General features: G+C 48.5%; 11 protein-coding genes and 1 CRISPR repeat array. Of the genes, 3 read left to right on the top strand and 8 right to left on the bottom strand.

Features of this window, described 5'->3' with window-relative positions; genetic code table 11:
• The first annotated feature begins 2 nt into the window (after positions 1–2).
• Positions 3–2,285, top strand: a complete 2,283-nt coding sequence (locus tag FC34_RS05575; RefSeq protein ID WP_057894408.1) for an LTA synthase family protein — start codon at positions 3–5, stop codon at positions 2,283–2,285.
• 48 nt (positions 2,286–2,333) lie between these two features.
• Here FC34_RS05575 and FC34_RS05570 read toward each other — a convergent pair whose 3' ends face one another.
• A complete protein-coding gene (locus FC34_RS05570; RefSeq protein WP_057894407.1) occupies positions 2,334–4,916 on the bottom strand; it encodes a YfhO family protein in 2,583 nt (860 codons plus the stop codon).
• A 172-nt stretch (positions 4,917–5,088) separates the two neighbouring features.
• Here FC34_RS05570 and FC34_RS05565 point away from each other — a divergent pair, with 172 nt between their 5' ends.
• Together FC34_RS05565 and FC34_RS05560 are read left to right on the top strand one after the other, a co-directional pair.
• Positions 5,089–6,144, top strand: coding sequence for an LLM class flavin-dependent oxidoreductase (locus tag FC34_RS05565; protein WP_057894406.1), 1,056 nt, complete (start codon positions 5,089–5,091; stop codon positions 6,142–6,144).
• A complete protein-coding gene (locus FC34_RS05560) occupies positions 6,144–6,824 on the top strand; it encodes an NADPH-dependent F420 reductase (protein ID WP_057894405.1) in 681 nt (226 codons plus the stop codon). The genes FC34_RS05565 and FC34_RS05560 overlap by 1 nt, the downstream gene beginning before the upstream one ends.
• A gap of 29 nt (positions 6,825–6,853) precedes the next feature.
• On the opposite strand, the gene FC34_RS05555 is transcribed toward FC34_RS05560, so the two are convergent.
• The 7 genes from FC34_RS05555 to cas1e all read right to left on the bottom strand — a co-directional run bounded on the left by FC34_RS05555 (position 6,854) and on the right by cas1e (position 14,449).
• Positions 6,854–7,930 carry an Mbeg1-like protein gene (locus tag FC34_RS05555; protein WP_057894404.1) on the bottom strand — a complete coding sequence of 359 codons (1,077 nt, stop codon included), beginning with the start codon at positions 7,928–7,930 and terminating at the stop codon, positions 6,854–6,856.
• 43 nt (positions 7,931–7,973) lie between these two features.
• The gene (locus FC34_RS05550; protein WP_057894403.1) at positions 7,974–8,549 is read right to left on the bottom strand and encodes a TMEM175 family protein; all 576 of its coding nucleotides are present in this window, start codon (positions 8,547–8,549) and stop codon (positions 7,974–7,976) included.
• Between the two features lie 77 nt (positions 8,550–8,626).
• Positions 8,627–9,193 (bottom strand): TMEM175 family protein, encoded by a 567-nt coding sequence (locus FC34_RS05545; protein ID WP_083479261.1) that lies wholly within the window; start codon positions 9,191–9,193, stop codon positions 8,627–8,629.
• A 66-nt stretch (positions 9,194–9,259) separates the two neighbouring features.
• Positions 9,260–9,955: an SDR family NAD(P)-dependent oxidoreductase gene (locus FC34_RS05540; protein WP_057894401.1), complete on the bottom strand. Its 696-nt coding sequence runs from the start codon at positions 9,953–9,955 to the stop codon at positions 9,260–9,262.
• A 287-nt stretch (positions 9,956–10,242) separates the two neighbouring features.
• Positions 10,243–10,473 carry a hypothetical protein gene (locus FC34_RS05535; RefSeq protein ID WP_057894400.1) on the bottom strand — a complete coding sequence of 77 codons (231 nt, stop codon included), beginning with the start codon at positions 10,471–10,473 and terminating at the stop codon, positions 10,243–10,245.
• Positions 10,474–10,610: 137 nt separating this feature from the next.
• Positions 10,611–12,590: direct repeats of the CRISPR family, unit length 28 nt; unit sequence GGATCACCCCCGTATGCACGGGGAATAC.
• Positions 12,591–12,620: 30 nt separating this feature from the next.
• A complete protein-coding gene (cas2e, locus tag FC34_RS05530) occupies positions 12,621–13,502 on the bottom strand; it encodes a type I-E CRISPR-associated endoribonuclease Cas2e (protein WP_057894399.1) in 882 nt (293 codons plus the stop codon).
• Positions 13,499–14,449, bottom strand: a complete 951-nt coding sequence (gene cas1e, locus FC34_RS05525) for a type I-E CRISPR-associated endonuclease Cas1e (protein ID WP_057894398.1) — start codon at positions 14,447–14,449, stop codon at positions 13,499–13,501. The genes cas2e and cas1e overlap by 4 nt, the downstream gene beginning before the upstream one ends.
• Between the last annotated feature and the right edge of the window lies 1 nt (position 14,450).

Below are 14,450 nucleotides of genomic sequence, written 5' to 3'. Positions count from 1 at the left end.
TTTTGAATGATGCAACTGTTTATTTTAATGATCGCAAACTCATGCGGCGAATTGTCCGCCATTACTACCACCTGAAACCTGGTCGCTTCTTGACCATCTTTCTTCTCTGGTGGTTCAAGCTGGGGCGCGCCCTTCATCTCATGAGTGAAGCCAGTTATCAAACTCACTTCTGGCAAACATTACTTAAGCGCCCACTGACGACTGAACAATGGGCGACCATCAAGCCCCGCCATCTTGGCACTGGCACCTTAGTCGCCCAGATCCCCAACGCGATTCTTGAGGCCTGGGGTGTGACCGGGCTAGGCTTACCCATAGACTTACAGGGGCAAGCGACCGCCACCATGCCGAGTGTTCTCGACCGAGTCGCACAAACTGATGGTCCATTGACTGTCGCACCAAAGTTCTATCGGCGTTACCTGCGTTCTATCCGTCGGCGCGAAATTGGTTTACGCGTGGGTCGACGGACGCTGACATTGAAGCAATATCAACGACGCGCCTGGTTATGGCGCTTACGTGATCTCATCACCTTGTTGATTGCCGCATATGGCATTACGATTGGGGCGCTCATTATTGCCACCAATCGCTATAACTTCCAAATGGTTACTGATATTATTCGTCGGCCTGACGTTCTGACTATGAACAGCTTGATGGCCATTGCCCTCATGTTGATTCTTTATCTGTTGTTCAATAATGTCGGTGTGGGCATTCTGCTTGGGAGCTTGCCCACATTAGCGATTGGGATCACTAATTTCCTGATGCTGAAATACCGTGGCTCACCATTACGTTACATCGACTTGTCCTTAGCTTCAGAAGCCAAAAACATGGGGACGCGCTACAATTACATGCTGCCTTTGAAGTATTTACTGATCATTGGGACATTTATCGTGCTCGCGTTGATTGTCGCCTTCCTCTTCCGGGCGCCTGCAGGCCATTTCGGCTTGCGCGCCTTGTTGGCTGTGGCGGTCGTCATTGTCTCAGCATTGAGCTTCAAGCCGTTATTTCTCAATGACGTGCGTTACACCAACATTATGGCAGTTACTCGGGCCAATCAATGGAGTGGCACGAACCGCTATTTAACCAAAGGGGTCGTGTATTCATTCTTGAATACTACCAACAAGGATCAACTGTTGCCACCAGCAAATTATTCTGAGGCCGCAGCAAAAGCCCAATTGGCTAAATACAAGAATGTTAATATTCCAAAGAACAAAAAGGTCAATATCATCACCATTCAACTGGAAGCCTTTAACGACTTCAGCAAATGGTCGCAAATTAAAATCGATCCATCCGTCTATGCTGGCTTACATACGATTCAGCAAGAAGGTGTCAGTGGTGAGTTAACCACGAACATTTTCGGTGGTGGGACCATTGATACCGAGCGCAAAGTCTTGACTGGCTACAGCAAAACGCCGCCAATCACGCACCCAATGTTGTCCTTTGTTGACTACTTTAATCAGCAAGGTTACCTGACCGAGAAACGCCATCCTGGTTATGGTTGGTTCTATAATCGGCAAAACATTGAACGCTATCTTGGCTTCCAGCACTTCTATTACAAAGAGAATTACTATGATGATCATGTCAGCAAGGACTTCATTGTCAAAGACTCACTCGTATTTGATAATCTGGAAGCTAGCCTGAAAAGGGCTAACAAAAACGGGCAGTATCTGTTCAACCAGACTGTCACCTATCAAAACCATGGCCCTTACGACACGACCTTCAGTGGAACGCCATTAGTCACTTGGCAAGATGGCTATAATAAATCTGACTATGCCATCATTAACAACTACTTAACTGGTGTGCGTGAAACTTCCAATGCATTGCTCAAACTGGTCAATTCACTCAAGTCCTATAAAGAACCCGTTGTCTTGGCCTTCTGGGGTGACCATAATCCTTGGGGTGGTGCAGAAAACAGTACCTACAAGATGCTTGGAATTGATTTAGATCAAAGTACAACCACCGGCTATAAGAACTACTTCGATACGCCATATGTGCTGTGGGCCAATCCTGCCGCTAAGAAAACCTTAGGCAACAGTTTCACAGGTAAAGGCGCAGACATCAGTCCAATGTATGTGCTCCCAGAGATCTTCAAGCGCGCTAATTATACTGGCAGTCAATACATGCAAGAAGTGATGGCCATGGAGAAAAATATCAGCGTCTTTGGTGAAGATAATCGTTACCTATCCGATGGGAAATGGACGACAACCTTGAAATCTTCAGTAGCGAAGCAAGCCAAAACTTTCCACGACGTTGAATACTACATGGAAACTTCAGCAGTCAAACGCAATTAAACTGAAAACACCCTCACATCAACCGCTAAGTTGATGTGAGGGTGTTTTTTAATGCTTCGTTGGTCTGCGCTTCTCATTCAGCCACCAGAGGCCGGCAATAACCAATAAAGCGATGAAACTGACAACCGCGCCTAGCCGTAATCCCGGTGTGCGGAATCGTAATTCAATGCGATGGTCGCCCGCCGGTGCCTTCACGGCCAAGAAATGCTTCAAACCGCGCGTCACTGGCATGATTCGACCGTCAACCGTGGCAGTCCAACCGGCAGTATACGGAATCGTTGTCTGCAACTGTTGATCAGCCTTTAATCGAATCCGACCGGCGAGCACATTATGCTTAACTGTTTGTAGTCGCCAGCCACCCTGCTTAATGGCTTTAGTTGTCGCTTGTAAGGCGGCAACATTGAGCTGTCTGACCTGCAGTGTTGAATAATACACACTGGCTACGTCAAGCTTCAAGGTAATCGTTAATTGTGATTGCGCCGGTGTGACCCCAAACGCCGTCGGCTGAATAGTCGCCTGATACATCGTGATTGGCTTGCCATCGATCGTCAATTGCGCGTTTTTGATTAAGGCCCCATCCAACAGCAAATATGTTGGAACCCCAGCTTGAACAGGATAACGGAGCGTCAGTGTCCCTGACTTTTTCGGATCAAGTTTACTGAGAACCGGTCCGGCTTGTTTAAGATTTTGAAAGTTCACCTGCGGTTGCACTGGCGCCCTAAAATACGCCCTCTTGCGATTAGCGATGCGGTTAAGCACGGCTGCCTGGTTGGATAAGACATCAGTTTTGGAAAACTTCGGTAAGGTTAGGTCGGCCGCGGTCGCAAAGCCCAGCGGGAGTGCATTGGGATTATGGTAAGCCGTCAAGGCACCATTTTCAGCGACCACTGGCCAAGCCGCGACATCAGTGCGACTGCCGTAATGATTCAAATCAGCTTTGGCATTACCTGGATTCGTATAATCAACCAGCGTTTGGATGCCGAATAAACTGTCCGTCAGTTGGGTGCCATTGAAATAGGCTTCATAATAGCCATAAGCAGGCACACCCATTTGCCCGAGAAAACTGGCTAAATCAGGATCATTATTGGAAGAAAATGCGGAAATGCCTCGATAATTGAAGGTATAACCATCACCGCGATCACCGCCACGCATGAAGGTCTTCTCTGTGCGGCCGAGATTTTGCTGACGAGCCAATGCCTGCATTTCCGGCATGACTGTTTGCACGTAGGCCGCATAACTGGCACCAGGTGATGTCTGGCGTGCTTGCAGCCCTAAGACGCTGTTAGGCCCAATCTCCAGCGCCACCCCCAAGACAAGGATCGCGCTCATCCCGGTCGGATGCTTTCGTCCAATCCAGAAACCAGCCGCCAGGATTGCCAAGATACCCACGCCCCAGGCGATCGCAACCCAGCTCAAGGTCAACCGATGACGTAACAGGACTTGGTAGCCCAGCAGCCCAAGTGGGAAGAGAACGCTCGACAGCCAAACAGCTCGAGACCAGTCGGGCTGCGCTAATTGCTCCCCTGCCATCACGAGCAGCCAGAAGCCAATTAGGAAGACGAATCGGTAGGGATAAGACTGTGGCAATTGATTGCCATGCCAGAGTAAGTACAACGCTGGCAGCACTAAGCTCAATATTAAAACGGCGAGTACGCCGACGTTCAACAAGCGATGGCGCCAACTGAATCTCCCATTCACGCAGAACCCAGCCACAGCCATCACCACCAGTGTCCCGACAAACAGACTCGGCGCATTAATTCCGATGTGCCCTGGTGTCAATTGGGCTGGTACCTGCCACAACATGCGGCGTAGCTTGGTTGCCAAGCCAATCGTTGGCGTGGTGACGTGGCCCTTGTTGGCCATCAAGTCCATCACCAATGGAATCAAGGCCACCGCGCTCAACAAGCCACCCAAGAGTGAGGCTCCGATAAATCGGCCTGCTTGAATAAAAAGCTGCCGCCAGGATGTAAACTGATCAGCTGCATAAACAAGTGCCAAGAAGACCAAGAAGATGGCAATCATGAAGCCAATATAATAGTTACTAATGATAATCAGTGCTAGAACTAAGGTATAAGGGACCCGGTGTTTACCGGCCAATAGCTGCCGTAACTGCCAGACAATCACAGGTAACCACACGATGCCATCAAGCCACATTAAGTTAGACTGGTAATTCATTGTCCAGCCCATCAGGGCATAGCTGACACCTAGAAGTATCGCCAGCGTGTTAGCCAACTGGGGCTGACACTTGTGGATGAACCATGTAAACGTGGCGCCAGCACTGGCAATTTTCAACCAGATAATGACGTACAAGGCTTCTGGCATGCGATCCACTGGGAAGGCCAATGACACGATATTAAAGGGACTGATCAGGTAATACACCCAGTTCCCGGCCATTAGACCACCCATCCCATTACTGAGACTGAAACCAGCCTGATCAAACTGGCCGAACAGCGTATGGCGATAATACTGGAATAAGGATAAGTATTGTTGACTGAGATCGTTCATCATGACACTGCCACCTAGCAGCTGATTCGTCCCGGCCACCCAACTAGTGACAAAATAGCTCAAGGCCACGATTAAGAAGGCCACTAGCCAAATGGGGAGTGTTTTTCGATTCCTAATAACCATCATTTTCTCCCATTCTCCATTGCAATACATTAAGTATCCGAGATGTTTCGGGATTACGCAAGCAAATCCCCTAACAATTAAAGATTAAGTCACGCTTGCCAACTGGTCCATTTTGTAATATCCTAAACTTATCAACTTACAAAAAGTAAGTAAAACGACATTGGGGGCCGAAATAATGGTAGATGTAAATAAGTTAGAATTTGGGATTGAAACGTTTGGTGATATCGTTGCAAACGAAGACGGGAGCTTGCAAAGTGCTGCCCAGTCCATTCGCCAAATCGTTCACGAAGGTGAAATCGCCGACCAATATGGCCTGAGCGTCATTGGGGTTGGTGAACACCACCGTCCAGATTATAGTGTCTCCAGTCCAGAAACAGTCCTCGGGGCAATTGCCTCAGTGACAAAGAATATTAAATTAGCCACTGCCGTCACAGTCTTGAGTTCAGATAACCCTGTCCGGGTCTATGAACGATTTGCAACCTTGGATGCCTTATCCAATGGTCGGGCCCAAGTCATGTTAGGCCGTGGTTCATTTACCGAATCTTTCCCACTTTTTGGCTACGATTTAACCGACTATGATGATTTGTTCAACGAGAAATTGGCCATGTATGATCAACTTCGCAATGAGAAGCCAGTCACCTTCTCTGGTAATTTCGTTCAGGAATTGAAGAATCAAGAAGTCTATCCAAAGACTGAACACGGCAAGCTTGAAACTTATATTGGGATTGGTGGCTCACCAGAGTCTATTATTCGGGCTGCCCGTTTTGGTTACAAAGTAATTATTGCCATCATCGGGGGCCAAGCTGACCGCTTCAAGCCGTACGTTGACTTGTACCACGCTGCTGCTAAGGAATTGAAGATGCCTGAATATCCTGTAGCCGTCCACTCACATGGTTTCATTGCTGATAACAAGGATGAAGCTATGGAAGTGGCCTTCAAGAACATCAAGGCTAACTTCGACCGCATTGGTTTAACCCGTGGCTGGGCACCAATGAGCCGGGAACAATTCGAAGGCGAGACCCAAGTTGGTTCCTTCTATGTTGGCGATCCCGAATTCGTCGCGCAACGCATTGCTCGGACCATTAAGTTACTTGATTTGGGTCGGTTCGACCTCGTCTATGGTGCGGGTAACCAAACCGCAGCCCAACGCGAACGGATGATTGAATTGTACGCAACAAAGGTTGTTCCCCGCGTCAAGGAAATCCTTAGTGAAAAGGTGGCAGCAAACTAATGGCAATCAAACGTGTAGGTATTTTAGGTGCAGGTAAAGTTGGGATTGTGCTGGCTGGCTTGGCATTAAAAGCCGGCTATGAAGTGCGAATTTCCGGTTCTGGTGACGTCAAAAAGATTGCCTTAACCATTAAGACTCTGGTTCCAGGCGCCATTGCCGCTGAAAACCAGGATGTCGTCGCCAACTCTGATATCGTGATTCTGGCCATTCCACTGAGCCGTTACAAGAATATCAATCCTGATTTGCTGAAAGGCAAGTTAGTTATTGATGCGATGAATTACTGGTGGGAAACCGATGGGATTCGTGAAGAAGTCTTGGATCCAAACACGACCTCAAGCGAGCAGGTGCAAGCTTACTTTAAAGATGCCACGATTGTGAAAGCCTTCAACCATATGGGCTATCACAACTTGCAAGAAGAAGCGCGCCCTGCAGGTGATCCTAAACGCAAAGCCCTCTTTGTCACCGGTGATGACAAAGCAGCAGTCGACACAGTGGCTCACTTCGTTGATACGATGGGCTTTGATCAAGTCGTGCACGATAACATTGCCGATGGGATTATGACCGAGCCTGGCAGTCCATTATTTGGCGCTAGTCTCTCTCTGAAAGATTTAACCCGTATCATCGACCACTTCGATCAAACTGAGTTTGGTCAAGAAGTCATGGCCGCTAAACGGAAATAAATCAAAAAGCGATTGAAATCATTTTGATTTCAATCGCTTTTTTTGTTGGTTGATTTTCGCCGACTCCAACTCGATGAAATAGCACCAAACATCGCCCGCCCCGCAGACTGAATCTGTTGACGCGTCAGAGGGTCCGTTTTGCGAAGCTCACTCAAATACAGCGGTAAATCTCGCGGCAGGCTCTGCCCCAATTCCGCCATCGTCTTCGCATCCCCGACATCCAATACCCCATAGAGATTTCGCAGAATGTTCTTGCGCACATCAGGTTTCAGCGTGGCTAACCACGTTGTCAACATCCGCTGGGTATATTGCGAGAACCAATCTGTCTGCGCCAGCCGGACGAATTGTTCGCCGATGACTTGCCAAGAGAACAAGTCATGCTGAAAAATCATGGTGGCGTCACTTTGGACCACGGAGAAATGTTGATCGGCCGTCATCAAAATCCCAACAATGGCCGTTTGCGGCACCAGTTTGGTAATCCGCTGCTCCAACAAGGGCTGATGTGGCAGACCCCCGGGCCCATCAAAACTATAGACCGCTTGGATATCAGCTTGCAGCGCCACCGGCAAGTTTTCAAACGCAAAAATAGCCAGATTACCGCCTTTTGAATGGCCGACCAACCAGTAACGTCCAGGATGCGCCTGCATCTGGTCAGTAAGATACTTGACCGCACTCCGCTGTGACGGCACAGTTGGTAAATAGCTCATGTTGAAATCTTCCGCCCAGCCGACTAATGTGCTGGTCGTTCCCCGGAAGCTCACCACATAATCCCCGCCACCCAAATCAAAGGTTAGCGCCGCAAATTGTTCTTGCGTAGATTGGCGGGTCCGTTGTTGATAATTCGCCCATGACACAGCTGAGAATCGTGGACTATGACTGAGCGCCAGCAGCAAAGCTTGGCCTTTGGCTGGGAACCAGTTTGTTTTGGTCAAGCGGGCTTGTAGGCCAGCATCTGTTAGTTGTGAGAATTGTGTCAGGTGGCGGCGCTCCAGATCGAGAAAGTCGAAATAAGCCGCCTGGGCAAAAATTGCTGCATCCACTTCGGTCAATGGCCGGTCACTAAACGTCTGCTTAGTTTGCGTGACATATTGAATCATGTTGGTCATCGTCGCCACCTCCTTACCTCTATTCTAGCATCCTATCAGGGCTTTAGTGTTTCTGATACTGGGGTTCGTATTTAAGGTTCATGACCATAGTAGCAGCCATGAGAACCAGCGTGCCCACTAATCCAATCGGTGGCCAAAACGGTAGGATAAACAAGGACGCTACTAGAATCTCAAAGCGAATCCAGAGATTGGCGCGCGGCTCTTCGTCCACAGTTCCCTTATGCTCAGGATTGGCCCGATTCAGCATCAACGCAGTCACACTGTACATCAGCACCCAGGCAAGTGTCATCAATAAATAAGTGAGTTCTGGCTCCCAATGCGTAGGAAATTCCCCGACCCAAGAGGTTGCAAAGGGAATCCCGGACAATACGAGCAGCCACGCCGCGTTGGATAAGAAAACGCGCAAATCGACCCGTTTTGCCTCTTCAAACATCAAATGATAGCTGTACCAAGACAAAATAATCAAAGTGAAACTGATAATGTAGGCCACGATGGCTGGCACTTGATCCTTCAGGCTTTCAAACTTGTAACTATCAGGGGCATGAATTTCCAGCACCATGATGGTGGCCACAATGGCAATAATGGCATCGGTTAATCCATTCAAACGTTCTTTATTCATCTTTCATCACCTCATCTTCATTCTACTGTATCTTACCACCAGACAAAAAAAGAACGACATCACGTCGTTCTCCAAGCTTATTTTTCTTCATAGATTAGATTCATAGTGAGACTAACTCCCATCAACACCAAGGTCCCCACCAATGCAATTGGAGGCCAGAATGGCAGAATAATCAGTGATCCCAGCAAGATGAAATAGCGAATGAAAATATTCAGGCGCGGTTCGTGATTCACTGGCGTATTCACCTGGGGATTGGCGCGATTCAAGGCCATAGAAGTGACCGTGTAGAGCAATGCCCAAAGCGTCGTAATCACTAGATACGTTAATTCTGGCTGCCAATGATTAGGAAATAGCCCCACCCATGACGTCGCAAACGGAATCGCTGACAACACGAGCAACCAAGCCGCGTTTGCCAAGTAGACACGCAAATCAACTCTTTTAGCCCGCTGAAACAGTAAATGATAGCTGTACCAAGACAAAATCACTAAGGCGAAGCTAATCACATAGGCAATCATTGCAGTCACTTGATCACGTAAGCTGGCAAACGTGAAGCTGTCGGGGGCATGAATTTCCAAAACCATAATTGTCGCGACAATCGCAATAATGCCATCCGTGAGAGCTTCCATCCGTGTTTTATTCATCATATCACCTCGCTTTAACTTTACCCTAAAAGCAAAAGTGAGGTTAACATCTTGTGCTGGCTGCCGACTCTATTTCAATTCTGAATAGATTTCGATAAATTCACCATGATGGCTGCGGCCATCCTCAACAATTTGAATCATTTGGTTGGCCACGTCATCAGGCGTGTGGAATCCTGGCAGCTTGGTGTTGCCATTCAAGTCTGTGGTGGTTGGACCAGGATGGATACTGAAAATTTCGACGTTCTTTTTAGCCTTAGTTAAATCAATGGCCAAAGAATCCATCATCACATTCTGAGCCGCCTTAGATGCCTTATAAGCCAGTGGATTCCACATAGGATTTGCGGCTGTGGGAATCGTCACATTGATAATGCGGCCGTGATTCTCGTTAAGTAACGGAATAGCAAGCTGTGTCAGTTGGAAGGTTCCAAAGAAGTTCACTTCCATCGTAGAGCGCAAGTCAGATTCAGTTTCTTCTACACTAGAGCCCATATTGCCTGGAACGCCCGCGTTGTTAATTAATAAGGTAAAGTCTGGATACCGGTCCTTTAATTGTGCTGCGGCTGCTGCCACTGTGTCTGACTGGCTTAAATCTAAGATTAAAAAACTAGCTTGTGAGACGCCGGCAGCCGCGAGTTGTGTCAACGCTTTTTGACCATTTGCTTCAGTCCGAACACCAATCACAACCTGCCAGCCCGCCAGTCCCAATGCCTTAGCCAAAGCAAATCCAATTCCCTTGTTGCCCCCAGTAATAAATGCAGTCTTCATCGTTAAAGGCCCTCTTTTCTTTTGTATAACCAAAGAATAAACCCTAAACCAAGGTTTATAGCAAGGGAAAGTTTGCTGGGCAGAAGGTGAACGTATACCCCTCTGTAAACATGGGGGGATATTAGTAATTGTCAAATCGCGCTCGGATATGACGGCATCATCCCTATTATGTACGGGAAATACACAGCCGTTTCTGTCCACTCCTATCGTTTGTTTTGACGGGTCACGAGCCCGACGAGAGTAAGAAAAATAAGCCTTTTAGACGACGTGCTCAGGTCGAGAAATTGCTAATATTGACGCCGATAAAAATCCTCTGGCGTATCAACGGGTTTGCCGTCGGCGACTGCTTTCAAAATAATCACATTCAGTCGGCGGGCGCCTTCAATCGAAAAATCATAATATTCATTTCGTGTAATGTCCTGATAGAGCTCAACTGGAAAACGAACTCCGAAACTTTCTTCGTAGGCGGCTTCTGCTTCCGAAACGATGCGAATTGCGTCATCTTCAAAATTCATCATTATTCTTCCTCCACAATCTTTGTAACTAGTCTCAGGTATTCCTCATACGCCGTTGGGAAAATTTTCTTAATTTGTCCAAGAGAGGCCGGGTATTGGTCGTTGCGCTCGTCATTGCTGTCCGTGTCTCTGTCTCTTTTGAATCACCCCCGTATGCACGGGGAATACTTGACTTCGATGTAGCCTTCGCCCCACGGCATGGGATCACCCCCGTATGCACGGGGAATACTCGACAGCAAGATGAAGCAAGACCTTTACGGAAGGATCACCCCCGTATGCACGGGGAATACTTATTGAGGTCTCAACCAAAAGCGGGTCCCTGGGGATCACCCCCGTATGCACGGGGAATACATTACTTTGGTAATGATGATTTCGATTTCTACAGGATCACCCCCGTATGCACGGGGAATACGCCATTGATTTGTTTGGTGCCAAATGCCTTCCAGGATCACCCCCGTATGCACGGGGAATACGACTTATTGACTGCGTCCACCAACGTTTCCACAGGATCACCCCCGTATGCACGGGGAATACTTGTTGTGACAGTCCTTGCATAGCGTCCTCATGGGATCACCCCCGTATGCACGGGGAATACCGACAACCTCATGCACTGATTGAACTTCGTGCAGGATCACCCCCGTATGCACGGGGAATACACTGGAATGCCTGTTGCGATTGAAATATCCTTGGGATCACCCCCGTATGCACGGGGAATACTGTCGTGCTGGTTGACCCTTGTGGATAGTAAAGGGATCACCCCCGTATGCACGGGGAATACTTATTGAGGTCTCAACCAAAAGCGGGTCCCTGGGGATCACCCCCGTATGCACGGGGAATACATTACTTTGGTAATGATGATTTCGATTTCTACAGGATCACCCCCGTATGCACGGGGAATACGCCATTGATTTGTTTGGTGCCAAATGCCTTCCAGGATCACCCCCGTATGCACGGGGAATACGACTTATTGACTGCGTCCACCAACGTTTCCACAGGATCACCCCCGTATGCACGGGGAATACTTGTTGTGACAGTCCTTGCATAGCGTCCTCATGGGATCACCCCCGTATGCACGGGGAATACCGACAACCTCATGCACTGATTGAACTTCGTGCAGGATCACCCCCGTATGCACGGGGAATACACTGGAATGCCTGTTGCGATTGAAATATCCTTGGGATCACCCCCGTATGCACGGGGAATACTGTCGTGCTGGTTGACCCTTGTGGATAGTAACAGGATCACCCCCGTATGCACGGGGAATACACTGGAATGCCTGTTGCGATTGAAATATCATGGGGATCACCCCCGTATGCACGGGGAATACTTTTGTAAGCAAACCTACTTCGGGTAACATGCAGGATCACCCCCGTATGCACGGGGAATACCAGAGAATGCTGACAACTTTGAGAACTTGCGGAGGATCACCCCCGTATGCACGGGGAATACACCTTGGAGCACATGTACCTAACCAAACCAGCAGGATCACCCCCGTATGCACGGGGAATACCCCTTAGACTGCGAACTTTTTTAGCTAATATTGGGATCACCCCCGTATGCACGGGGAATACTGCCGATGGCGGTGTCATTTTTCAACGCGCGCCGGATCACCCCCGTATGCACGGGGAATACATTCTGATTCGGTGTTTCCTCGACTGTCCCCAGGGATCACCCCCGTATGCACGGGGAATACCTAAGACAAGCCAAACAAAACCTGAGCAGTCCGGGATCACCCCCGTATGCACGGGGAATACTCAGTTACGAGAACTCGAACTCGACTGACGGTAGGATCACCCCCGTATGCACGGGGAATACGTACAACTAAAGCATCACCTTTAGCATCACCTAGGATCACCCCCGTATGCACGGGGAATACGGAGCGTGCTGCTTGGCGGTCGGATGAATTCCGGGATCACCCCCGTATGCACGGGGAATACTACCGATGCTGTTGCATATAAAGCCAGGGTTGAGGATCACCCCCGTATGCACGGGGAATACAGATGAACGTCTTAATGTGGTTAGGCGGGATGAGGATCACCCCCGTATGCACGGGGAATACCTTCAACATGTCATCACGAAGACGTTCAAGTTGGGATCACCCCCGTATGCACGGGGAATACACTAAAAAAAATCCCGTCAGACCGGCACTTTCAAAAACGAAACGTCCCAGTTTTTATGAGTTTGGTTCCTAAAGCCAGAGTTGCTTTCGCATCTGCCAGCGCATTATGTGGATTCTGATTCTCAACATCAAATTCCTTCAAGACGGTCTCCAACCGATAGTTGGGCAGAAAACGGCTGTGTTTCTTGACAGCCGGAATTAAATCTCGAATCGCAAAGTCGGTTGCATCAATCCCCACTTTTTCCATGGCAGCTAGCAAAAAGCCTTCGTCAAACTTAGCATTATATCCAATCAGGTTCTTCTGACCAGCAAAAGTCAGCAATTCTTCTAAAGCGGTCGCTAAAGGCACACCCAAATCGTCCAACAGTTGCGTACTGATACCAGTCAGTTCTTGAATCTTTGGCGGAATATCAACCTCGACTTTAATCAACCGATAAAACTCTTCCCCATTGGTCTTAACCGCTCCGATTGACAGAAGCGCGTCACTTTCTGAATTTAAGCCAGTCGTCTCCACATCTATTGCCACAAGATTAGGCGTGGCGACTGATGTTGCACGCCTTGATTGATTGCGTTGGGCCATCTTCTTGGCCTTATGAAACTTGGCCATATCGCTAAAGCCTAATTCTCGAACGTCTGGAGCAGTGGCTAAATGCTGCAGAAATGGGACGCCATCAAGATCAATGACTGCGCGGTCTCGTCTGGTTGTCCTGAATTGGTAACCAAGTTCATTCTTTGCGTTATAAACCATCGTGGCTTCACCGGACCCAATATTTTGTGTAATCCGCTCCCAAAGTTGCTCTCGAATTCGGGCACTGACATTGCCGACATACACGCCAGTTTGGATTTCTTGATACCATTTTGTCAGGTCACCACGGAGTGATTTAGGAAACTTGGTCAAAGTAATGACTATCAGGTCTCATCACTCCCCACTTCAGCATACTGCACCCCGAAGTCCTGTAATCCCAGCTTATCGTCCCACAAACTGAGAAAAGCAACACTTTCCTCGTCATCTGAAACTTCAAGTAACGCTTTCAAATCGGCAACCATACGCAAAAGCAGTTTGCTTTCAACGAACTTGTCCCGCATGGCTAAGCGAGTTTTCCGGCCAATATCATCATCGTCCTCTAGTGTTGCCACCACCTCAAAAGCCACCGGGATTGAAAACTCTGCTTTATACAAATCAGCGAAATCATAAATAAAGGATAAATCGTGACCGGTATGCACAAAACCCAATCCTGGCGATGCGCCTAACGCCGAAACAACACTGTAACTCAGCCCGTAAAGAGCCTGGTGTGCCGCGGTCAGTGCTTGGTTGATTGGGGTCGAAGCTTCAAAACTGTCTGGTTTATATTCTCGGCGAGTCCAGGCAACATTAGTGCGCTTTGACACGTCCTGATAGACCCGGCGCACTCTGGCGCCTTCTTTACCGCGCAATTCTTGCATCGAGAGTTTAGTGACGTCTTCTCCAGGAAATCGCATCTGATACATCTTTCTCGCCACCGCCACACGAGTCCTCGTATTTGAAACTAGTTTTGCTTGTTTCTCAAGTAATAGTGAAGAATGATTTAGCGCCCTTCCGTGAGCATACTGTCTCACGCCCTGCTCACCAACCCAGAGCACAGCCATGCCAGAGTCACCCATCAATTCCATAGCCCGATGTGAAACATCGACGCCGGGCCCCAACATCAAAACACTCACGATTGCGGTCGGAATATTGACAATACCCTTGGCATCTCGCACTTGAATGGCGCTGTCCTGCCGATTTAATTGCGCGTGTTCCAGGTACAGAAAAGTCACCCGATCACTAATCCTGGCTAGTTCTGTTAATTCAGGCTTCTTAGCGCCCATTTTGTTTGCCATC

It is taken from the genome of Lacticaseibacillus brantae DSM 23927 (assembly GCF_001436115.1).
In the GTDB taxonomy this organism is placed as follows: Bacteria; Bacillota; Bacilli; order Lactobacillales; family Lactobacillaceae; genus Lacticaseibacillus; species Lacticaseibacillus brantae.
The sequence above is the reverse complement of the archived record's forward strand: the minus strand, read 5'-3'. Positions and strand labels throughout refer to the sequence as shown.

Bases quoted from the DNA above. Each gene is read 5' to 3' on its own strand.
- FC34_RS05570 (WP_057894407.1), bottom strand. From the start codon at position 4,916: ATGATGGTTATTAGGAATCGAAAAACACTCCCCATTTGGCTAGTGGCC.
- FC34_RS05565 (WP_057894406.1), top strand. From the start codon at position 5,089: ATGGTAGATGTAAATAAGTTAGAATTTGGGATTGAAACGTTTGGTGAT.
- FC34_RS05560 (WP_057894405.1), top strand. From the start codon at position 6,144: ATGGCAATCAAACGTGTAGGTATTTTAGGTGCAGGTAAAGTTGGGATT.
- FC34_RS05555 (WP_057894404.1), bottom strand. From the start codon at position 7,930: ATGACCAACATGATTCAATATGTCACGCAAACTAAGCAGACGTTTAGT.
- FC34_RS05550 (WP_057894403.1), bottom strand. From the start codon at position 8,549: ATGAATAAAGAACGTTTGAATGGATTAACCGATGCCATTATTGCCATT.
- FC34_RS05545 (WP_083479261.1), bottom strand. From the start codon at position 9,193: ATGATGAATAAAACACGGATGGAAGCTCTCACGGATGGCATTATTGCG.
- FC34_RS05540 (WP_057894401.1), bottom strand. From the start codon at position 9,955: ATGAAGACTGCATTTATTACTGGGGGCAACAAGGGAATTGGATTTGCT.
- FC34_RS05535 (WP_057894400.1), bottom strand. From the start codon at position 10,473: ATGATGAATTTTGAAGATGACGCAATTCGCATCGTTTCGGAAGCAGAA.
- cas1e (WP_057894398.1), bottom strand. From the start codon at position 14,449: ATGGCAAACAAAATGGGCGCTAAGAAGCCTGAATTAACAGAACTAGCC.